The organism is Shewanella frigidimarina (assembly GCF_003797125.1).
Classification (GTDB): domain Bacteria; phylum Pseudomonadota; class Gammaproteobacteria; order Enterobacterales; family Shewanellaceae; genus Shewanella; species Shewanella frigidimarina.
In genome coordinates, this window is sequence record NZ_RKKE01000002.1 from 681,414 (window position 1) to 700,626 (window position 19,213).

At 40.2% G+C, this 19,213-nt stretch carries 13 protein-coding genes; 1 reads left to right on the forward strand and 12 read right to left on the reverse strand.

Translation table 11 applies throughout. The features are described from left to right. Positions 1-9 precede the first annotated feature (9 nt). The 8 genes from deoA to pnp form a co-directional block, all read right to left on the reverse strand. Positions 10-1,341, reverse strand: coding sequence for a thymidine phosphorylase (gene deoA / locus EGC86_RS07905; RefSeq protein WP_011636477.1), 1,332 nt, complete (start codon positions 1,339-1,341; stop codon positions 10-12). A 127-nt stretch (positions 1,342-1,468) separates the two neighbouring features. Beyond that, a complete protein-coding gene (deoC, locus tag EGC86_RS07910; protein ID WP_011636476.1) occupies positions 1,469-2,242 on the reverse strand; it encodes a deoxyribose-phosphate aldolase in 774 nt (257 codons plus the stop codon). Positions 2,243-2,621: 379 nt separating this feature from the next. Continuing rightward, a complete protein-coding gene (locus EGC86_RS07915) occupies positions 2,622-3,461 on the reverse strand; it encodes a nucleoside-specific channel-forming Tsx family protein (protein WP_011636475.1) in 840 nt (279 codons plus the stop codon). A 362-nt stretch (positions 3,462-3,823) separates the two neighbouring features. Next, positions 3,824-5,086: a NupC/NupG family nucleoside CNT transporter gene (locus EGC86_RS07920; protein ID WP_011636474.1), complete on the reverse strand. Its 1,263-nt coding sequence runs from the start codon at positions 5,084-5,086 to the stop codon at positions 3,824-3,826. A 177-nt stretch (positions 5,087-5,263) separates the two neighbouring features. Continuing rightward, positions 5,264-6,025 carry a TatD family hydrolase gene (locus EGC86_RS07925; protein WP_123777171.1) on the reverse strand — a complete coding sequence of 254 codons (762 nt, stop codon included), beginning with the start codon at positions 6,023-6,025 and terminating at the stop codon, positions 5,264-5,266. Between the two features lie 275 nt (positions 6,026-6,300). Continuing rightward, positions 6,301-7,881, reverse strand: a complete 1,581-nt coding sequence (prfC, locus tag EGC86_RS07935; RefSeq protein WP_011636471.1) for a peptide chain release factor 3 — start codon at positions 7,879-7,881, stop codon at positions 6,301-6,303. Positions 7,882-7,957: 76 nt separating this feature from the next. Beyond that, on the reverse strand, positions 7,958-8,869 hold the full coding sequence (nlpI, locus tag EGC86_RS07940) for a lipoprotein NlpI (RefSeq protein ID WP_123777172.1): 912 nt from the start codon (positions 8,867-8,869) through the stop codon (positions 7,958-7,960). Positions 8,870-9,015: 146 nt separating this feature from the next. Continuing rightward, positions 9,016-11,112, reverse strand: coding sequence for a polyribonucleotide nucleotidyltransferase (gene pnp / locus EGC86_RS07945; protein ID WP_011636469.1), 2,097 nt, complete (start codon positions 11,110-11,112; stop codon positions 9,016-9,018). A 396-nt stretch (positions 11,113-11,508) separates the two neighbouring features. Here pnp and EGC86_RS07950 point away from each other — a divergent pair, with 396 nt between their 5' ends. Next, on the forward strand, positions 11,509-13,545 hold the full coding sequence (locus tag EGC86_RS07950; protein ID WP_123777173.1) for a putative bifunctional diguanylate cyclase/phosphodiesterase: 2,037 nt from the start codon (positions 11,509-11,511) through the stop codon (positions 13,543-13,545). A gap of 1,135 nt (positions 13,546-14,680) precedes the next feature. Here the strand turns inward: EGC86_RS07950 and rpsO are convergent. From rpsO to infB, 4 genes are all read right to left on the reverse strand, one after another. Continuing rightward, positions 14,681-14,950, reverse strand: a complete 270-nt coding sequence (rpsO, locus tag EGC86_RS07955) for a 30S ribosomal protein S15 (RefSeq protein ID WP_011636467.1) — start codon at positions 14,948-14,950, stop codon at positions 14,681-14,683. A gap of 141 nt (positions 14,951-15,091) precedes the next feature. Then, on the reverse strand, positions 15,092-16,045 hold the full coding sequence (gene truB, locus EGC86_RS07960) for a tRNA pseudouridine(55) synthase TruB (RefSeq protein ID WP_011636466.1): 954 nt from the start codon (positions 16,043-16,045) through the stop codon (positions 15,092-15,094). After that, positions 16,045-16,476 carry a 30S ribosome-binding factor RbfA gene (gene rbfA, locus EGC86_RS07965; RefSeq protein WP_011636465.1) on the reverse strand — a complete coding sequence of 144 codons (432 nt, stop codon included), beginning with the start codon at positions 16,474-16,476 and terminating at the stop codon, positions 16,045-16,047. Before rbfA ends, truB begins: the two co-directional genes overlap by 1 nt. Before the next feature lie 66 nt (positions 16,477-16,542). After that, positions 16,543-19,188, reverse strand: a complete 2,646-nt coding sequence (gene infB / locus EGC86_RS07970; protein WP_011636464.1) for a translation initiation factor IF-2 — start codon at positions 19,186-19,188, stop codon at positions 16,543-16,545. Positions 19,189-19,213 lie beyond the last annotated feature (25 nt).

The window sequence follows — 19,213 nt, forward strand, 5'->3', positions numbered from 1 at the left end:
TTGTTTCCTTTATAAATCTGAAGCGCGAATATAACGATATATTTCAGGCGTTTTCTCAGGCGCGCTATCACCAATAATAATGGCTTGCTGAATAGCAGCGGCAGCTTCGGCGAAAGCATCTTCAGATTGAGCATGGATCATCGCTAACGGAACATCTTTGTTAACTTCCTGACCCAATGCGCATACTTGAGTTAATCCAACACTGTAATCCAGTGCATCACCTGGTTTGCGACGTCCACCACCTAAGGTCACTACGGCTAAACCAAGTTCTCGTGTATCCATTTTGTAAGCAAAGCCAGATGTGTTGGCATATACAGGTCGTACAATTTTCGCATGAGGTAAATACTTATCGTATGCCTCAACAAAGTCTGTTGGGCCACCTAAGCCAGATACCATTTTAGCAAATGCCTCAGCTGCTTTACCATTATCTAATACAGTATTTAGTTTATGACGAGCTTCTGCTTCATTCTGTGCAATACCACCCAAAATTAGCATTTCTGCACATAATCCCATGGTGACAGCATATAAACGAGGATTACGATATTGACCAGTCAAAAAGTTTATCGCCTCACGAACCTCAACCGCATTACCTGCACACGAAGCCAATACTTGGTTCATGTCAGTTAACAATGCCGTTGTTTTAGTTCCTGCGCCATTAGCAACAGCAGTAATACTGCGAGCTAATTCTTCAGATGCTTCGTAAGTTGGCATAAATGCACCGCTGCCGACTTTGACATCCATTGCAAGAGCATCAAGTCCCGCGGCTAACTTTTTAGATAAAATAGATGCGGTGATTAACGAAATAGATTCAACGGTGGCGGTATTATCACGAATCGAATAGAAACGTTTATCAGCAGGGACTAAGTCACCGGTTTGACCAATAATGGCAACACCAGCGTCTTTAACCACTTTGCGGAATAATTCACTTGAAGGCTCAGTTTGATAACCAGGAATGGCATCAAATTTATCTAACGTACCACCGGTGTGACCTAAGCCACGACCTGAAATCATTGGCACATAACCGCCACAAGCTGCAGCCATAGGGCCAAGCATTAGGCTGATTACATCGCCAACACCACCAGTGCTATGCTTATCGATAATCGGGCCATTGAGGCCGAGAGAATCCCAATTTAATACGGTTCCGGAATCACGCATCGCAATCGTTAATGCAATCCGTTCATCCATATTCATATCTTTGAAATACACCGCCATGCCGAACGCAGCAATTTGGCCTTCTGAAACCGTGTTATGAGTGATGCCATCAACAAAGAATTGAATTTCTGCAGTGCTTAATACATCGCCATTACGTTTTTTACGAATAATTTCTTGAGCTAAAAACATGTTACGTCTCCCTTTAGGCAACCCATCACCTTTAGGGTCGCCTTTAATAATAGGATGCTATCAAGTGATAGCGCCTCAGTACGGCAATGATCCAGGGCCATACTGAGATTTTGGACTATCTATGCGATTAGTAACCTGAAGTAGGTTTAGGAGCATCTACTAATTCTAATGTATGCAACAAGCTGTTTAACAAGCTAGAAGCACCAAAACGGAAAGTTTGTGGGGTAACCCAATCATCACCTAATATGCGCGCAGCCAAGTCTAAAAATTCAGCTGTTTGAGCTGCATCACGAACACCGCCGGCAGGCTTAAAGCCTACATTGCGATTTTTCTCGCTGATCACAGTTAACATAATTTCAGCCGCTTCAAGCGTAGCGTTTACCGGTACTTTACCCGTTGATGTTTTAATAAAATCAGCACCTGCATCAATAGCTAACTCTGATGCTTTGCGGATCAAAGCAGGATCTTTTAACACACCAGATTCGATGATAACTTTTAAAATCGCATCATCGCCGCACTCTTCCTTACACGCTTTAACCATTTCAAAACCGACAGTTTCGTTACCATCCATTAATGCACGGTATGGAAACACAACATCGACTTCATCAGCACCATAAGCAACTGCTGCACGAGTTTCTAATACTGCGATGGCAATATCATCATTACCGTGTGGAAAATTCGTCACTGTTGCAATTTTAATGTCTTCACAATCAAGTTCATTTAATGTTTTACGTGCAATAGGAATAAAACGAGGGTAAATACAAATTGCGGCAGTATTACCTGCTGGAGACTTGGCTTTATGGCACAAATCGATGACCTTTTGATCAGTATCATCGTCATTTAAAGTGGTTAAATCCATTAACTCAATACCACGTTGTGCCGCTTTTTTTAAATCAGTCATAATTGCTCTCCGAAACGATAAATCAAAGTTGATAAATTTTTTTCAGGCAACACTATGTAGCTGGCATATGATTATAATTATGGCCGGGCCTTCAGTATTGCCAGTAAATCTTGCTGCTATTTACTAACCTAAGTATTCAATCTGATAACGAGTACCACGACTTGAATCCTTGAAGACCGGAAAAGATAAAACAAAGATATTTGTTTCAACTGTTCCGCGAAAAATCCTTTTTAGCGCGTAAAAATAAAACTTTGTAGAGTACAAACTTTTATATAAAAACACTCTTGTTAGGCAATGATTTTAAATGAAAGTTCGATATTACTTTTATTATAAAATATGGAGCCGCAAATGCGGCTCCAACTGATTCACTATACCAATCTTAGAACTTGTAAGTTGCAGATAGGTAATGTGACCAACCAGTAGATTCTAGGCCAACCAATCCGCCTTCATCTTCAAGTAGGTATACGTCTTTGAAGCCTTTTAAGCCATAACCAAGCGCGTAACGATCTGAATGCCAGTATAGACCAAAGAAGATGTTACCACCGCTTGAAGTCTTAGGAACGAACATGTTGTCGTCTTCATCAGCACCAAATTGGTAATCGATATAACCTTGGAATGATAAGAAGCTCTTGTTGTCGAAGAAGTAGAAAGGCTTGAACCAGTTAGCTGAGAACTGATATCCGTTCCACTCTTTAGCGTTCATGTCGTAGTAACCATAAAGGTTCATACCAGTTTTGCCTAACCAAGGTACGTTTACATCAGCACCAACACCCCAGAATGTAGAGTTAACGCCTTCGCCGTTAAGACCATCCCAGTTGAACAAGGTTGAGAAATATACTTCTTGGATTGGACCAAAAGATAAATCTTTACCAGTAATCGCATCGATAGAGAAACGTGGAGCAAATTTCATGAACAATTTACTAGTGCCTGAACCAGGATTTTTGTCACCATTGTCAGTAGATTCATTTGCTAAGTTGAACACATCAACATAACCATAAAGATCAACAACACCAGAACGACCACCAAACTCCATTTCTAAGTAGTTATGTTGATCACCAGAAGCTGGGTTATCTGGCTTTTCGCCGATAGAGTACATAGCATTAAACTGCAACCATTTGTAATCAGTAGCGTGAAGATCTGTACGATCTGCAGCGAAAGCATTACCAGAAATAGCAGCGACTGTTGCACCCGCTAAAGCTAACATTTTTACATTTTTCATCATCAACCCCATGTATATTATTTAACTATCTTCTTGGATAGCACTTCTTTTTAATCATTCGTATTTTACCGTTACTGATATAAATCTCAATATTTAATCGATAAAAAACGAATACAAAATTCTTTTTTGTGAACAATGTCGCGACTTTTTGTCCACACATCATTAACAATTTGACATTTCAATCTTGACTAGAGAATTTAATGCATCCTCTTTTGCAATCAATAAAACAGCATAACTTCGTATTGGGAAACGGTGGATTAACACAAAAATCAATAACAACTTTATTACAAAACTGGGTCTCTAATTATTATTAACGTAAAGACCCAGCTGTAGGAGGTATTCCCCCTGGAGTTACTCTTAACTTAGATAGCTAAGAATAAACCGGCTAATGTCGCGCTCATTAAGTTAGCTAATGAACCAGCGATAACAGCACGGATACCTAATTTTGCAAGGTCATGGCGACGTGCAGGAGCCATAGCACCTAAACCACCAAGTAAGATTGCAATAGAAGATAAGTTAGCGAATCCACACAAAGCAAAAGAGATAATTGCTTTAGTACGGTCAGACATCATTGCGCCTGTTTCAGCTACTACTTTGAAGCCTTCAGCAGATGCATCAAGTAGATACGGAGCGAAGTTTAAGTAAGCAACAAATTCGTTAACAACAATCTTTTGACCGATGAAAGAACCAGCAACAAGTGCTTCGTTCCAAGGTACACCGATTAAGAAAGCAAGAGGCATAAAGATATAACCAAGGATAAGTTCTAGAGTAATACCTTCTAAACCAAACCAACCTGTTACACCACCGATGATACCGTTGATCATTGCAATTAAACCAACGAATGCGATCAACATAGCACCAACGTTCAATGCAAGATGCATACCTGATGCAGCACCTGAAGCAGCAGCATCTAACACGTTTGCTGGCTTATCTGGGTCATCTGGTAAATCTTCCATTTCGTTGATAGAAGCTTCTGTTTCAGGGTGCATCAGTTTAGCCATTAATAGACCACCTGGTGCTGCCATGAATGACGCTGCTACTAAGTATTGAATTGGAACACCCATTTGAGCGTAACCAGCTAATACAGAACCAGCGATTGATGCTAAGCCACCAACCATGATTGCGAATAACTCAGACTGAGTCATTGTCGCAATAAACGGACGCACAACTAATGGTGCTTCTGTTTGTCCAACGAAAATATTCGCTGTAGCTGACATAGATTCTGTACGACTAGTGCCTAATGCTTTTTGTAGTCCACCACCGATAATACGGATGATCCACTGCATAATGCCTAAATAGTAAAGCACTGCAATTAGAGAAGAGAAGAAAATAATGACAGGTAATACGTTAATGGCAAAAATAAAACCAACTTTAAAGTTAGCTAAATCACCAAATAAGAAGCTGGTACCTGCTTGTGCATAACTAATAACACTTGATACCGCATCAGAAACACCTTTCAGTATATCTTTACCGACTGGAACATATAAAACAAAACCAGCGAAGAATGCTTGAATTAATAAAGCACCACCGACAGTACGTACGTTAATTGCTTTTCTATTGTTTGATAGTGCAAAACCTATCAATAGTAAGGTGACCACCCCTACTAAACTCATTACTATATCCATTAATCATCACCCTTTTGTTAACAGTTTTTTTGAATGTTGTTAACTCACCTAATTTCCGTTGATGATTATAACTGAGCGTGAAACGAAAAGCGTCGTTTTGATCAAGTTTTTAAAGTTTAATTTCAAACCCTTACGACATTAAAAACAATTTAAGTCTCTATGTTCATTAAAAAACAATTAAAGCTCAAACAGTTGCAACGCATTTTTATTCAACTGTTCTAATATACAAACAGTTGGCTTTTTCTTCAAAAATGCGATTTCGGACACAATTCGAGGCAGAATAAGAGGAGTGTTTCGTGATTTAGGATGGTCAAAAGGTGGCATGCTTGGCGAATCCGTTTCCAATAAAAAATGCTCTAAAGGTAAATTAACCACTGTTTCTCGAAGCTTTTTTGCACTTGGATTGAGTATTAAAGCACCAATGCCTAATTTAAAACCCAGCGAAATATAACGTTTCGCAATATCACTGTTGCCATAAAATCCATGTACAACACCGCCTTTAGATAGCTTAATACGATCCAACAATGACAATAATTCTTGATGAGCTTTAACGGCATGTAAAATGACGGGCAATTGATAAATTTGAGCAAGTGATAACTGTTTCTCAAGTAACAACAATTGTTTATCTGACCAATGATGTAATTTATCCAGCCCACACTCCCCAACAGCAACCAAACGCCTATTCTTGCTATATTGTTGTATCGTTGCTTCAAGTGTAATAATAGCCGCATCAATATCATCCGGCACATACCAAGGATGAATACCGAGTGAGAAATAACAATTAAACTGCTGCGCTATTAGGATTTGCTTTTGCCATTGATCGACTGACACTCCTGGTAAAATAGCAGAGCTAATACCATGGCGATGCATGGCATCGAATAATTGTGTTCTATCATTATCGAACTCTGACATGTCGAGATGGGCATGAGTATCAATCATAATGTCGCTCTTTTTTATTACCAATAACATTCTGTTTTATGACGGGCTCAGATATCGATGCTTCATTTGTAGGTTCACTCAATCGTGGTACACAGCTACGTTTATTTTCTAGGGTTAATCCCATCTCATCGCACCATAAAATGTACCTTTGCCAGGGTTTCACAATAAATAGTCTAAAAATAGCCTTAATCATCTTAATTCCCTCTTAAAAATAATAATAAAAAAGGCGGCAAAGCCACCTTTTTTTAACATATCTGTAAAACACTTCTTAACATTTAATGTTCGCGTGTTTTGGCAAACTCAACATCTGGGTAGCGTTCCATAGATAAATTTAGATTAACCATTGTTGGAGCAATATAGGTCAAGTTATTTCCGCCATCGAGGGCTAAATTTTGACTACATTTACGACGAAACTCTTCTAATTTACGCTCATCTTTGCAATACACCCAACGTGCGGTACTCACACTAATACCTTCGTAAATAGCTTCTACGTTATATTCACTTTTTAATCGTCCAACAACCACTTCAAACTGTAGCACACCAACCGCGCCTACGATTAAATCGTTAGAATCAATTGGTCTGAAGACCTGTACAGCTCCCTCTTCAGATAATTGTACTAAGCCTTTAAGCAACTGCTTTTGTTTTAGTGGATCTTTTAAACGAATACGACGGAACATTTCAGGTGCAAAGTTTGGCACCCCAGTAAAGCGTAGTTTTTCGCCTTGAGTAAATGTATCACCAATTCGCATGGTGCCATGATTATGTAATCCAATGATATCGCCTGGATAGGCCGCTTCAGCACGGCTTCGATCTCCAGCCATAAAGGTCAAAGCATCGCTGACATTAACATCTTTACCGATACGCACATGGTGCATTTTCATACCTTGCTCATATCGACCTGAGCAAACACGCATAAAGGCAACACGGTCTCGATGTTTTGGATCCATATTGGCTTGAATTTTAAAAATAAAGCCAGAGAACTTTTCTTCATCCGGCGTGACATTTCGTACATCACTTTCACGAGGAAGCGGCTTTGGAGCCCACTCAACGATGCCATCCAAAATATGATCCACACCGAAGTTACCCAAGGCTGTACCAAAATATACTGGCGTAAGCTCGCCTTTTAGAAAAGCTTCTTGATTGAATTCATTTGAAGCGCCGGCAACAAGTTCCATTTCATCGCGTATTTCATTGGCGTACGATCCAAGCACTTTATCTAATTCCGGATTATGTAATCCTTTAATAATGCGTTCTTCTTGGATGGTATGGCCCATACCGCTCTGGTATAAAATGATTTCATCACGCAAGATGTGATACACACCTTTAAATTCCTTACCTGAACCTATTGGCCAAGTAATAGGTGCACAAGCTATTTTTAAGATGTCTTCTACTTCATCCATCAATTCAATGGGGTCGCGAATATCACGATCACATTTGTTCATGAATGTCACAATCGGTGTGTCACGCAAACGCGTCACTTCCATAAGCTTAATGGTACGATCTTCAACACCTTTCGCAGAGTCAATAACCATTAAACAAGAATCTACTGCGGTTAGTGTACGGTAAGTGTCTTCCGAAAAGTCTTCGTGACCAGGCGTATCAAGTAAATTGATGAGCGCGCCACCGTAAGGAAATTGCATCACAGAAGTGGTAATCGAAATACCACGATCTTTTTCCATTTCCATCCAATCAGATTTAGCATGTTGACCAGACTTTTTGCCTTTTACCGTGCCAGCCTTTTGTAAGGCGTTTCCGAATAAAAGTACTTTTTCGGTGATGGTGGTTTTACCCGCATCGGGGTGCGAAATGATGGCGAAGGTACGACGCTTGTCGACCTCAACTTTATTGCCTGACATGTTAACCTTGCACTAGCCGCTAAAAAAGGCGCAAATTATAGCGCCTATCGATAGAATTGGCTAGGCAAAGTGTTTTTTAGCTCTTCGATGACAATTCGCTAGACTGTTGAATCATATTTTTCATTCTAGCCAATTCAATTCTCGCATAACGATGCTCAACAAAATCATAGATATTGGTGGCTAATGTTAAACGATAAAAATTAGCGGCTTGCTGATATTGACCATTTTCAGCAGCATGTTTCGCTAAGTAAAAATACGCTTCACATAAACGTTCTGCATATTCTTTGGGCTGAGATAAACCTTCTTTCGCAGCTGCAAATACTTGTTCTTGATTGATCTTACCTAAATAAAAATCGACTAACACACTGGCCCAATCTTGATCCTTTAACTGCTGACGCTGTATCCCAAGATCAGCCAAGGCCAGCTTGCTATCAATAGATGAAGACATCAAATACAGCCACAAAGCTCGATAACCGTCACTAGGATCACGATCATAGAAAGCTTTCATATCATTAACGGCTAATTCGTAACGTTCGCCATAATATAATGCAATACCACGATTTAAAAAGGCATAGTCATAGTTTGGTGACAATTCAAGGACACCATCAAATGCTTCATAAGCACTGTCGAACTCACCTTCTTGAGTGTAATAAATACCAAGAAAGTTATACGCATCGGCTAGATCGGGTTGTAATTTTAATGCTTGATGAAAATCGATTCGGCCAAGTAAACGCAATCCGACACTGTCATAAATGACCCCACGATCGTAATGAAAACGTGCACGTTGTTCGTCAGTTAACTCCATAGTAGCCAAAATTTCATTTAGCTTTGCGAGTGTCACTTCCAATTTATAATCAGGCATGACAGGCGCAACAATCATCTGCCCTGCAATATTATCCTTTGAACCTAACGTTGCAGCACACCCTGACAACAACATACTTGCACCGACAACAACGGCAACGATTGTGGTGCGTAGTTTACATTCCATCCGCTTTACCTTATCAGGTTCTATTAATATTCAATATCATAGCAATCTGGCAATCTAAGAGCCATGCACATTACAGATTATTTTTTGTAGATAAAAAAAAGGAGATCAAATGATCTCCTTTTTTGTCGTTAAGCCTTTAAATTACATTACTCAGCAGTTTCTTTCGCTTGAGCTTCTTTAATTGATAGTCTTACACGACCTTGACGATCCACTTCCATAACTTTAACAGCTACTTCTTGGTTCATTTCTAAATGATCTGACACGTTAGCAACACGTTCATCACTGATTTGTGAAATGTGTACTAAACCGTCTTTACCAGGAAGAATGTTAACGAATGCGCCGAAATCAACGATACGAATAACTTTACCGTTGTAGATACGACCCACTTCAACTTCAGCAGTAATTTCTTCAATACGACGGATAGCTTCTTTAGTTGCTTCACCGTTTGAAGAGGCAATCTTCACAGTACCATTGTCATCAAGCTCAATCGTAGTACCCGTTTCTTCGGTTAGCGCACGAATTACCGCACCGCCTTTACCAATAACATCACGGATCTTCTCAGGGTTAATCTTGATGGTAGTGATACGTGGAGCATGAGCAGAGATATCGCCACGATGTGTGCCAATAGCTTGGTCCATCACGTTTAGGATATGAACTCGTGCACCATAAGCCTGTTGCAGTGCAATATCCATGATCTCTTTAGTGATACCTTCAATCTTGATATCCATCTGCAGAGCAGTAATACCATCACGAGTACCAGCTACTTTAAAGTCCATATCGCCTAAGTGATCTTCATCACCTAAGATGTCAGAAAGTACAACGAAATCGTCGCCTTCTTTAACTAGACCCATTGCAATACCAGCAACTGAAGTTTTAATCGGTACACCGGCATCCATTAATGCTAATGAAGTACCACATACTGAAGCCATAGAGCTTGAACCGTTAGATTCAGTAATCTCAGATACAACACGAATGCTGTATGGGAATTCTTCAGCAGAAGGCATAACGGCATTCATACCGCGCCATGCTAACTTACCATGACCAATTTCACGACGCTTAGGTGAACCAACCATACCTGTTTCACCAACAGAATACGGAGGGAAGTTATAATGAAGCATAAAGCGATTAGTACGTTCGCCCATAATGCTATCAATTTTCTGAGCATCACGTTCAGTACCTAATGTACAGGTAACTAATGCTTGAGTTTCACCACGAGTAAATAATGAACTACCGTGAGTACGTGGAAGTACACCCGCTAAAACACTTAACGCGCGGATCATATCTGGTTCACGACCATCGATACGTGGCTTACCACTGATAATACGGCCACGTACAACGCTTTTCTCTAAACTACCAAGTAAGTTGTCTACTTCACGAGTATCAACATCTGGATTCTCTGCAACTAATGCAGCTTTCGCGGCAGCTTTAACAATACCGACTTGTACATAACGGTCTTGCTTAACTTCAATTTGGTAAGCTTCTGTCATGCCAGCTTCTGCAAGCTCTTTGATTTTAGCTACTAATGCCTGATCTTGAACTGGTGCAGTCCAATCCCATGTTGGTTTGCCAGCTTCTGCTTTGAACTCAGCAATAGCATCAACAACAACTTGTTGTTGATCATGGCCGTAAGTTACAGCACCTAACATGATTTCTTCTGCAAGCGCTTTAGCTTCAGATTCAACCATAAGTACAGCAGCCTTAGTACCAGCAACAACTAAGTTTAGTGAACTTGTTGCAAGCTGATCAACCGTTGGGTTAAGTACATATTCATCGTTGATATAACCAACACGCGCCGCACCTAGTGGGCCACTGAAAGGAATACCAGAAATAGCTAACGCTGCTGAGGTACCAATCATCGAAACAATATCTGGCTCGATTTGTGGATCAACAGAAACCACAGTGATGATAACTTGAACTTCGTTTTTAAAACCGTTAGGGAATAAAGGACGAATAGGACGGTCAATAAGACGCGCAATCAGAGTTTCATCTTCTGATGGACGACCTTCACGCTTGAAGAAACCACCAGGTATTTTACCTGCAGCATAGGTTTTTTCTTGATAGTTAACAGTTAGCGGGAAGAAGTCACGGCTTAAATCCGCTACTTTTTTACCAACTACAGTAACTAATACTGTGGTATCGCCCATGCTTGCTAAAACTGCAGCATCAGCTTGACGTGCAATAACACCTGTTTCTAAGGTGACTGTATGTTGACCATACTCAAAACTCTTTACAATTGGATTCACGTGACCCATTCCTTAATTTAATGACCTTTAATTACGCGCACAAGTATACTTCAATTCAGCTGAATAGTTAAATAGACGCGAGTTACAGAATGTGAAAATCTTTAAAATAATCATTTTCCTACGTGAGATCATCGTATTAACAAATGATTTAGACGTTTTTGAACATAGATTTTTTCGATTAAGTGACCTGAGGTTTACTATTTGATTTGATTATTGATGACAAGACAGATGAATTTGACTAAAGTTGTAGCTAATAGTGTCAATTTTTGTAGGGTTAACTAATTACCTAACCACGTTAAGATTGATTTTATATCGCCTATAAATCATGAGTACTTTTAGCAATCAAATTGCGAAAGTTAACGTAAAATTAGTCACTTATATGACATGGAATAATACATGACTGCCCGTTTTAAGTCTCTTACATGGAAACAAACAAACTTAGTGGTATTTACTGCTTTGTTTTTTGCAATTGCCATCTTTATAGTAGAAATTGCGTTTATGGTCATTACGACTAATCAACAGCTCACTGCAGCACAGCAAGAACTGCTAAATTCCGTAGAACAAACCACCACCAATGCAGTATGGTCGTTAGATGACAAACTTGCTAGTCAAACACTCGAAGGTATTATCAAAGTCGATAATGTCGGTTCAGCGGTCATTGAGCTTGATGATGGTTCATTATTTGTGTCTGAGGCCAATGAATCAGATGAATTCTCTAATAATTACATATCCTTAAGTAATCGCCTTTTTGGTGAAAGAAAAGAAATTTCCCGTTCGCTGTATCGTCCGTTCTATTTTGAAGGCAATAAACAACAGCAACTCATTGGCACACTAACCATTTTTTACGACACTCAAAAACTCACCACAAAACTTTTTAGCCAGCTACAACTTGGGCTAATAGCCACATTAGCTCGTGCATTATTACTCACACTTGTTCTAACAGTGGTGTTTCATCGTTTTCTAACACAACCTATCGCACGTATTAGTGAAGCTATCGATAAAATTGACCCAGATTATCCAGATGAAAACTTGTTGCCTATGTCTCAAGCCCATAAAGATGATGAATTAGGGCTCGTTACCAGTAAATTTAATCAAATTTTATTACAATTTAGTCAGACTCAAAATAAACTGCGCAAGATGGCGACGCGAGACCCATTAACTGGTTTACCAAACCGAACCTTATTATTAGAAACACTCAATGTGACGATTCAACGATCACGAGTTCATAAACGAAATTTTGCTCTACTCTTTATCGATTTAGATCGGTTTAAAAACGTCAATGACTCTTTAGGCCATGCATTAGGGGATCAATTCCTCGCACGAATCGCACGTATTTTAGAAAGAGTGGTCGGTGATCGAGGCAGCGTGGCGCGTTTAGGTGGCGATGAATTTGTGATTTTAGCCGATGAAATACAAACCCCGGCACAAGCAGCTGATTTTGTGGATAAGTTACTGATCCAATTAAATACTCCGATTCAACTAAATGAGCATGCTATCCATCCAGCGGCTTCTATCGGGATATCAATATATCCAGAAGATGGTAACACCGCAGAGGATTTAATTCGTCATGCAGATATTGCTATGTACAGCGCTAAAGCCGCTGGTTCTAATCAATGGTCGTTCTTTAAACAACAAATGACAGAACGTGCAGCTGTGAGATTACGTACAGAAGCCTCATTACACGATGCGTTGAAAAACAACGAATTTTTACTATATTTCCAACCTAAGTTTGACTTAAACACCAATCAAGTCGTCGGATGTGAAGCACTTATTCGCTGGCAAAAAGACGGTCGATTAATCAGCCCAATGTCATTTATCCCTGTTGCTGAAGAAACCGGTATTATCATCCCTATCGGCCGTTGGGTTATCGAACAAAGCTGTAAAGTCATTAGGGAATGGCAACGAAAATACAATTATGCTATTCCTATTGCTGTTAATGTGGCCTCGCAACAATTTGCCGATGCCAGTTTAGTACCTGATATAAAGCAACTGGCAATTCGTTATCAAATACGTCCAGAATTGCTTGAAATAGAAATAACAGAAACGTCACTGATGAATGATGTTGAACAAGCAATTACCAAATTGGAACAACTCAAGTCAGCTGGTTTTGGTATTGCGGTCGATGACTTTGGTACTGGGTATTCTTCATTATCATATTTACGACACTTGCCGATTACCACGATGAAAATTGATCGTGCATTTGTTAGCGATCTTCCAGAAGATAGCGCAATTGCGTCAACTATTTTAATGCTCGGACGCCAGCTTGATTTGACCATTGTTGCTGAAGGTATTGAAAATATTCAACAGCTGGAATGGCTCAAAGAAAATCAATGTGAAATCGGCCAAGGTTTTTACTTCAGCCAGCCATTACCAATAGAAGAGTTTGAAGAGAAATATATTGCCTGTAATACTGCGAAAATAATGCACGTTTAACCACTACAAGCTCAATGTCTGGTATCAGATGCCGAAACACATTCATTAGCGACTGCCTTGAACATAAGAGTTAGTCAGTGGTTCATCAATTTAAAACGACATTATTTTGAGGTGGCAGTGGCCGTATTAACCTTCCGCAGGTAACATATTACCTCATCTAAAGGGCTTAATTCATTTGGCAAAATGGTAAGCTGCCCCTTATTCTCTATTCTCTATTCTCTATTCTCTATTCTCTATTCTCTAAAAAATCCTAGCAGAACTCTTTTGCAATATGGTCATCAAAATTAATGTTTCAGCCGTAATTGTTTAAGGCAAATGTAAGGTTCAAATTGTTATTTTATTCACTCACTAGAAGATAGTGATGGCAGGATATTAAGTTGTCACCGCCCATCTATAGCTACAAGGAAGTACTGGTTAGGCATAGAAATACCAAATACTACCATATCAAATTCATTGCCCATTAGGTCTCTCAGCAAGAGTTAAACATTCTCTAAGGAGAATGCGTAACAGTTAGCGTAATTGCAGTCGGTAACTGCTCCTGTGTTCCCTAGCGCCTTTAATCCTGCAATTACACGTATCAACTCAATGCGACTTAAGTATTCAATTTACTGTGTTGGCTATGATGTTAAAAGATATTGCAGATGAAAAATAACCTGAAGATTACGCCGAAACGTAAATGCTTAGACAAATAAATAGGTTATATTTTTATTGAAATGACCATATAGTTTCTGATCAATATCTTCCAAAATAATGAAATAAAACTTAGCGTAACGTTGATGACGATGAAAGAACGATCTAAAAATTAGCCATAACCAATTAAAAGGTTAATATCGATGGAATTAACTAGCAGAAAAAGTTTTTAGCGAGTGTCGGCAATGCAAGGGGAAAACAGCGATTTTCGTCCAGAAGACGATTCTAAAACAACTTACATAGAATATTTGACCATTAAAATAGCCCGTAGATATAATACCAAGATGCTATTGCTGTAGATTGGGTAGATAACGCCAAGACAACTAGTGGGTACTTGTTTTGCACAATTCTGAGGCGATTTGATTATTTTAGGCAATAAAAAAAGGAGGCTTATGGCCTCCCTCTTTACGGTTAAACTACTTACAAAAGTAAGCAGAATGTCGAATTAACGACGTAAACCTAACTTCTGGATCATAGCAGTATAACGAGCTACGTCTGTACGCTTTAAGTAAGCAGAAAGCTTACGGCGTGCACTAACCATACGTAATAAACCACGACGAGAGTGGTGATCATGGATGTGCTCTTTAAAGTGACCTTGAAGGTGGTTGATTTGAGCAGTTAACAAAGCTACTTGAACTTCAGTTGAACCTGTATCGTTTTCGCAGCGACCAAAATCAGCCAAAATTTTTGCTTTTGTTTCAGCACTTAGTGACATGTGTATCTCCAAAAAAAGTAAATGTATCTCAAGCCGATCACTAACTCAGCCAGAGTGAGCGCGACATTCTAACCAGATTGCTGGCTAACCGCAATAAAATTCGATTATTTATCTGAAAAAGTGAATGACTAAGTAAACAGACTACTCAGCGGCATCATTATCGTGGATCACAATTAAACGTTTGGGTGCTAATAAACCATCATCATTCATGATACCCATACCAACAAATCGGCGTTCATCGCCAATAGTGATCCGCACTAATTCATCAGGCTTAAGTCCCGCTGCTTGAATTGCTTGCCCTTGCATGACGTAATATAGCATCGCCTCAGGCAAGTTAATTTCAGCAAATTTAGCCACTGCAGTATCCATTGGTAACAATAACGGATCCATTAGGGTCTGAGGAGCAACATCTTGTCTATGAGCTTGTTCAAGTAGCGCTTCTAATTGGGCAAGCGTTACCATTTTTTCATAAGGATATTCGGCGACTTGAGTACGACGCAACATAACCACATGTGCTCCACAACCAAGCATTTCACCTAAATCATCAATAATGGTGCGAATGTAAGTCCCTTTAGAACAATGAATGTCTAAGGTTAATTCATCACCTTCAAGCTTAATAAAATTTAGCTCAAACACGGTAATAGGTCGCGACTCACGTGGAACTTCAATCCCCTCACGAGCATATTTATACAAAGGCTGACCTTGGTATTTTAATGCCGAATACATTGACGGTATTTGCTGAGTGGTTCCTCGAAAAAATGCGAGCTTTTCATCAAGTAATGCTTGAGTAACGTTAACAGGGCGCGTTTGCACGACTTCCCCATCTGAATCACTTGTGTCAGTACGTTGACCCAATTTAGCTGTCACCAGGTAGCGCTTATCCGAATCTAATAAATGCTGAGAGAACTTAGTCGCTTCTCCCAGGCAAATAGGCAACATACCTGTTGCTAACGGGTCTAAAGCACCTGTATGGCCAGCTTTATTGGCATTAAAAAAACGCTTTACTCTTTGCAGGGCAAAATTAGAGCTCATGCCAGTATCTTTATCGAGTAATACGATTCCGTCGATGAAGCGACCTTTAGGGCGACGAGCCATTAATCTTGCTCCTTTTCACCGTCAACAGACTCGCTGTTATCAGGTGTATCAGGCGTAAATTGCTGCTGTTTGGCTTTATCTTTATTAATGACTTGTGTCACTAGGTTAGACATACGCATGCCTTCTACTAGCGAACTATCATAAATAAAACGTAATTCAGGCATGACGCGTAATTTCATGCGGCCAGCGACTAAAGTACGGACATAAGGTGCAGCTACAGTAAGCGCATCAATTTTTTGTTGAACAAGTTCAGTATCTTCTTCAAAAAAGGTCACATAAACTTTTGCATAACTTAAATCACGAGAGACGTCGACGTCATTTACTGTGACAAAACCAATGCGAGGATCTTTCATATCGCGTTGCAACACCATTGCAAGTTCTTGCTGGAGTTGTTGTGCAATACGGCGTGTACGACTAAATTCTTTTGCCATGATGATATGCCATATCGTTAGGTCTACAATCAAAAAGGGCGGCTAAAGCCGCCCTTCCATTGGTACTTATAAGGTGCGAGCTATTTCGACTGTTTCGAAGACCTCAATTTGGTCTCCTACACGAACGTCATTATAGTTCTTCACACCGATACCACATTCCATCCCATTACGGACTTCTGGTGCATCGTCTTTAAAGCGGCGTAATGATTCAAGTTCACCTTCGAAGATAACCACGTTATCACGTAGAACACGAATTGGTGCGCTACGTTTAACGATACCTTCGGTAACCATACAACCAGCGATAGCGCCAATTTTAGGAGACTTAAATACGTCACGAACTTCTGCAAGACCGATAATTTCTTGTCTAAATTCAGGCGCTAGCATACCTGTCATTGCGGCACGAACTTCATCAATTAAGTTGTAGATGATGCTGTAATAACGTAAATCAACACTTTCTGAATCAATGGTCTTACGAGCCTGTGCATCAGCACGGACATTGAAACCAACAAGAATCGCATTTGAAGCAGCGGCTAATGTTGCGTCGGTTTCGGTTAATGCACCTACACCGCGAGCAATAATATTCACTTTAACTTCATCTGTAGACAGTTTAGCTAAAGATTCACAAATCGCTTCAAGAGAACCTTGAACATCCGCTTTAAGTACGATGTTCAACTCTTGTACTTCGCCTTCTTCCATGTTCGCAAACATGTTTTCTAGCTTAGACTTTTGCTGACGCGCTAACTTAACATCACGGAACTTGCCTTGACGATACAATGCAACTTCACGAGCTTTACGTTCATCACGTACCACTGTCGCTTCATCACCTGCAGACGGCACACCAGAAAGACCTAAAATCTCTACTGGAATAGATGGACCCGCTTCAGTAATAGCATGACCGTTTTCGTCTTTCATCGCACGAATCTTACCGTACTCAAGACCACATAAAACGATATCACCTTGGCGTAACGTACCTTCTTGAACCAGGATAGTTGCCACAGGGCCACGACCTTTATCAAGTTGCGATTCGATAACAACACCAGCAGCCATACCATCACGTACTGCTTTAAGTTCTAAAACTTCAGATTGAAGCAAGATGCCTTCTAACAATTCGTCAACGCCCATACCAGTTTTGGCTGATACGTGAACGAACATGTTATCTCCGCCCCAATCATCTGACATGATGCCATGTTGAGACAGTTCGCTCTTAACACGCTCTGGATCAGCATCTGGCTTATCCATTTTGTTAACAGCTACGATTAACGGTACGTTACCCGCTTTAGCATGTTGAATCGCTTCAATCGTTTGTGGCATTACACCATCATCGGCAGCAACAACCAAAATAACAATATCAGTCGCCTTAGCACCACGAGCACGCATTGACGTAAACGCCGCGTGACCAGGAGTATCAAGGAAGGTGATCATGCCGTTTTCAGTTTCAACGTGATATGCACCAATATGCTGAGTAATACCACCGGCTTCGCCAGCAGCAACTTTCGCACGACGGATATAATCAAGTAATGACGTTTTACCATGGTCAACGTGACCCATGATAGTCACAACCGGAGCACGAGACTCTAGTTGGATATTATCATCACGATCTTTTAATACTTGATGCTCAAGTTCGTTTTCACGAATAAGTACAACTTTATGACCTAATTCTTCAGCAACCATTTGGGCTGTTTCTTGGTCAAGTACTTGGTTAATCGTTACCATGGTGCCCATTTTCATCATTTGCTTGATGATAACAGTGGCTTTGATTGCCATTAAATGCGCTAGTTCAGATACGGTTACAGTTTCACCGATACGCACATCACGACTAACAGCTGCAGCAGGTTTATTAAAACCGTGCGCCATAGATTCAGGTGCTGTACTGCGGTTACGCATGTGTTTTTCACGACCGTCACGAGCATCTTTACCGCCACGTTTTTTGTTAGCGTTTTTGTTGCGCGCACGACGGCCACGTTTTTCATCATCAGCATCTGAACTGTCTTCTGCTGCACGAGCAACTTTAGACGTTGTTATGTGGTGATCGCCATTCTTTTCTGCATCTAAACGTTGGCGCTCTTCTTCAGCCCAACGCTTTGAGTTTACTTCAGCAAGTTGACGCGCAGTTTCTGCGGCTTTAGCAGCTTCATCTTTTTGCTTTTGAGTAAGCACGGCTTCTTGAGTCGCTTTTAAACGATCTGCTTCAACTTTTGCTGCTGCAGTTTCTGGGTCAGCAACTTTAGTTACTTTAGGTTCAGACTTTACTTTTTCTGATTTCAATTTGGCTTCTGCTTCCGCTTTTTTCTTCGCATCTGCAGTAGCTTTCGCTTCTGCAGCTGCTTTTGCTTCAGCTTCCACTTTTGCTTGGGCTTCAGCTTCTGCTTTGGCTTTAGCTTGAGTTTCTAATTCAGCTTGTTTTGCTAATTCTGCATCATCGCGCTTAACAAAAGTACGTTTTTTACGAACTTCTACCTTCACGTCTTTCGACTGACCGCCAGTGCTTGCAACACTTAACGTAGACACCGTTTTACGCTGCAATGTCATTTTAGTCGGAACTGAATCTGCACCATGCTGTTTTTTTAGATAATCAAGAAGCTGTTGCTTCTCTTTTTCTGAAACAGTATCGAGTTGTTTTTTGTTCATACCAGCTTGTGAGAATTGCTCGATTAATCGATCAACCGATTTTCCCACTTCCGCTGCTAATTTTTCTACGCTTGTATCTGCCATCAATTAGATCCCCCTGTTGATCGAC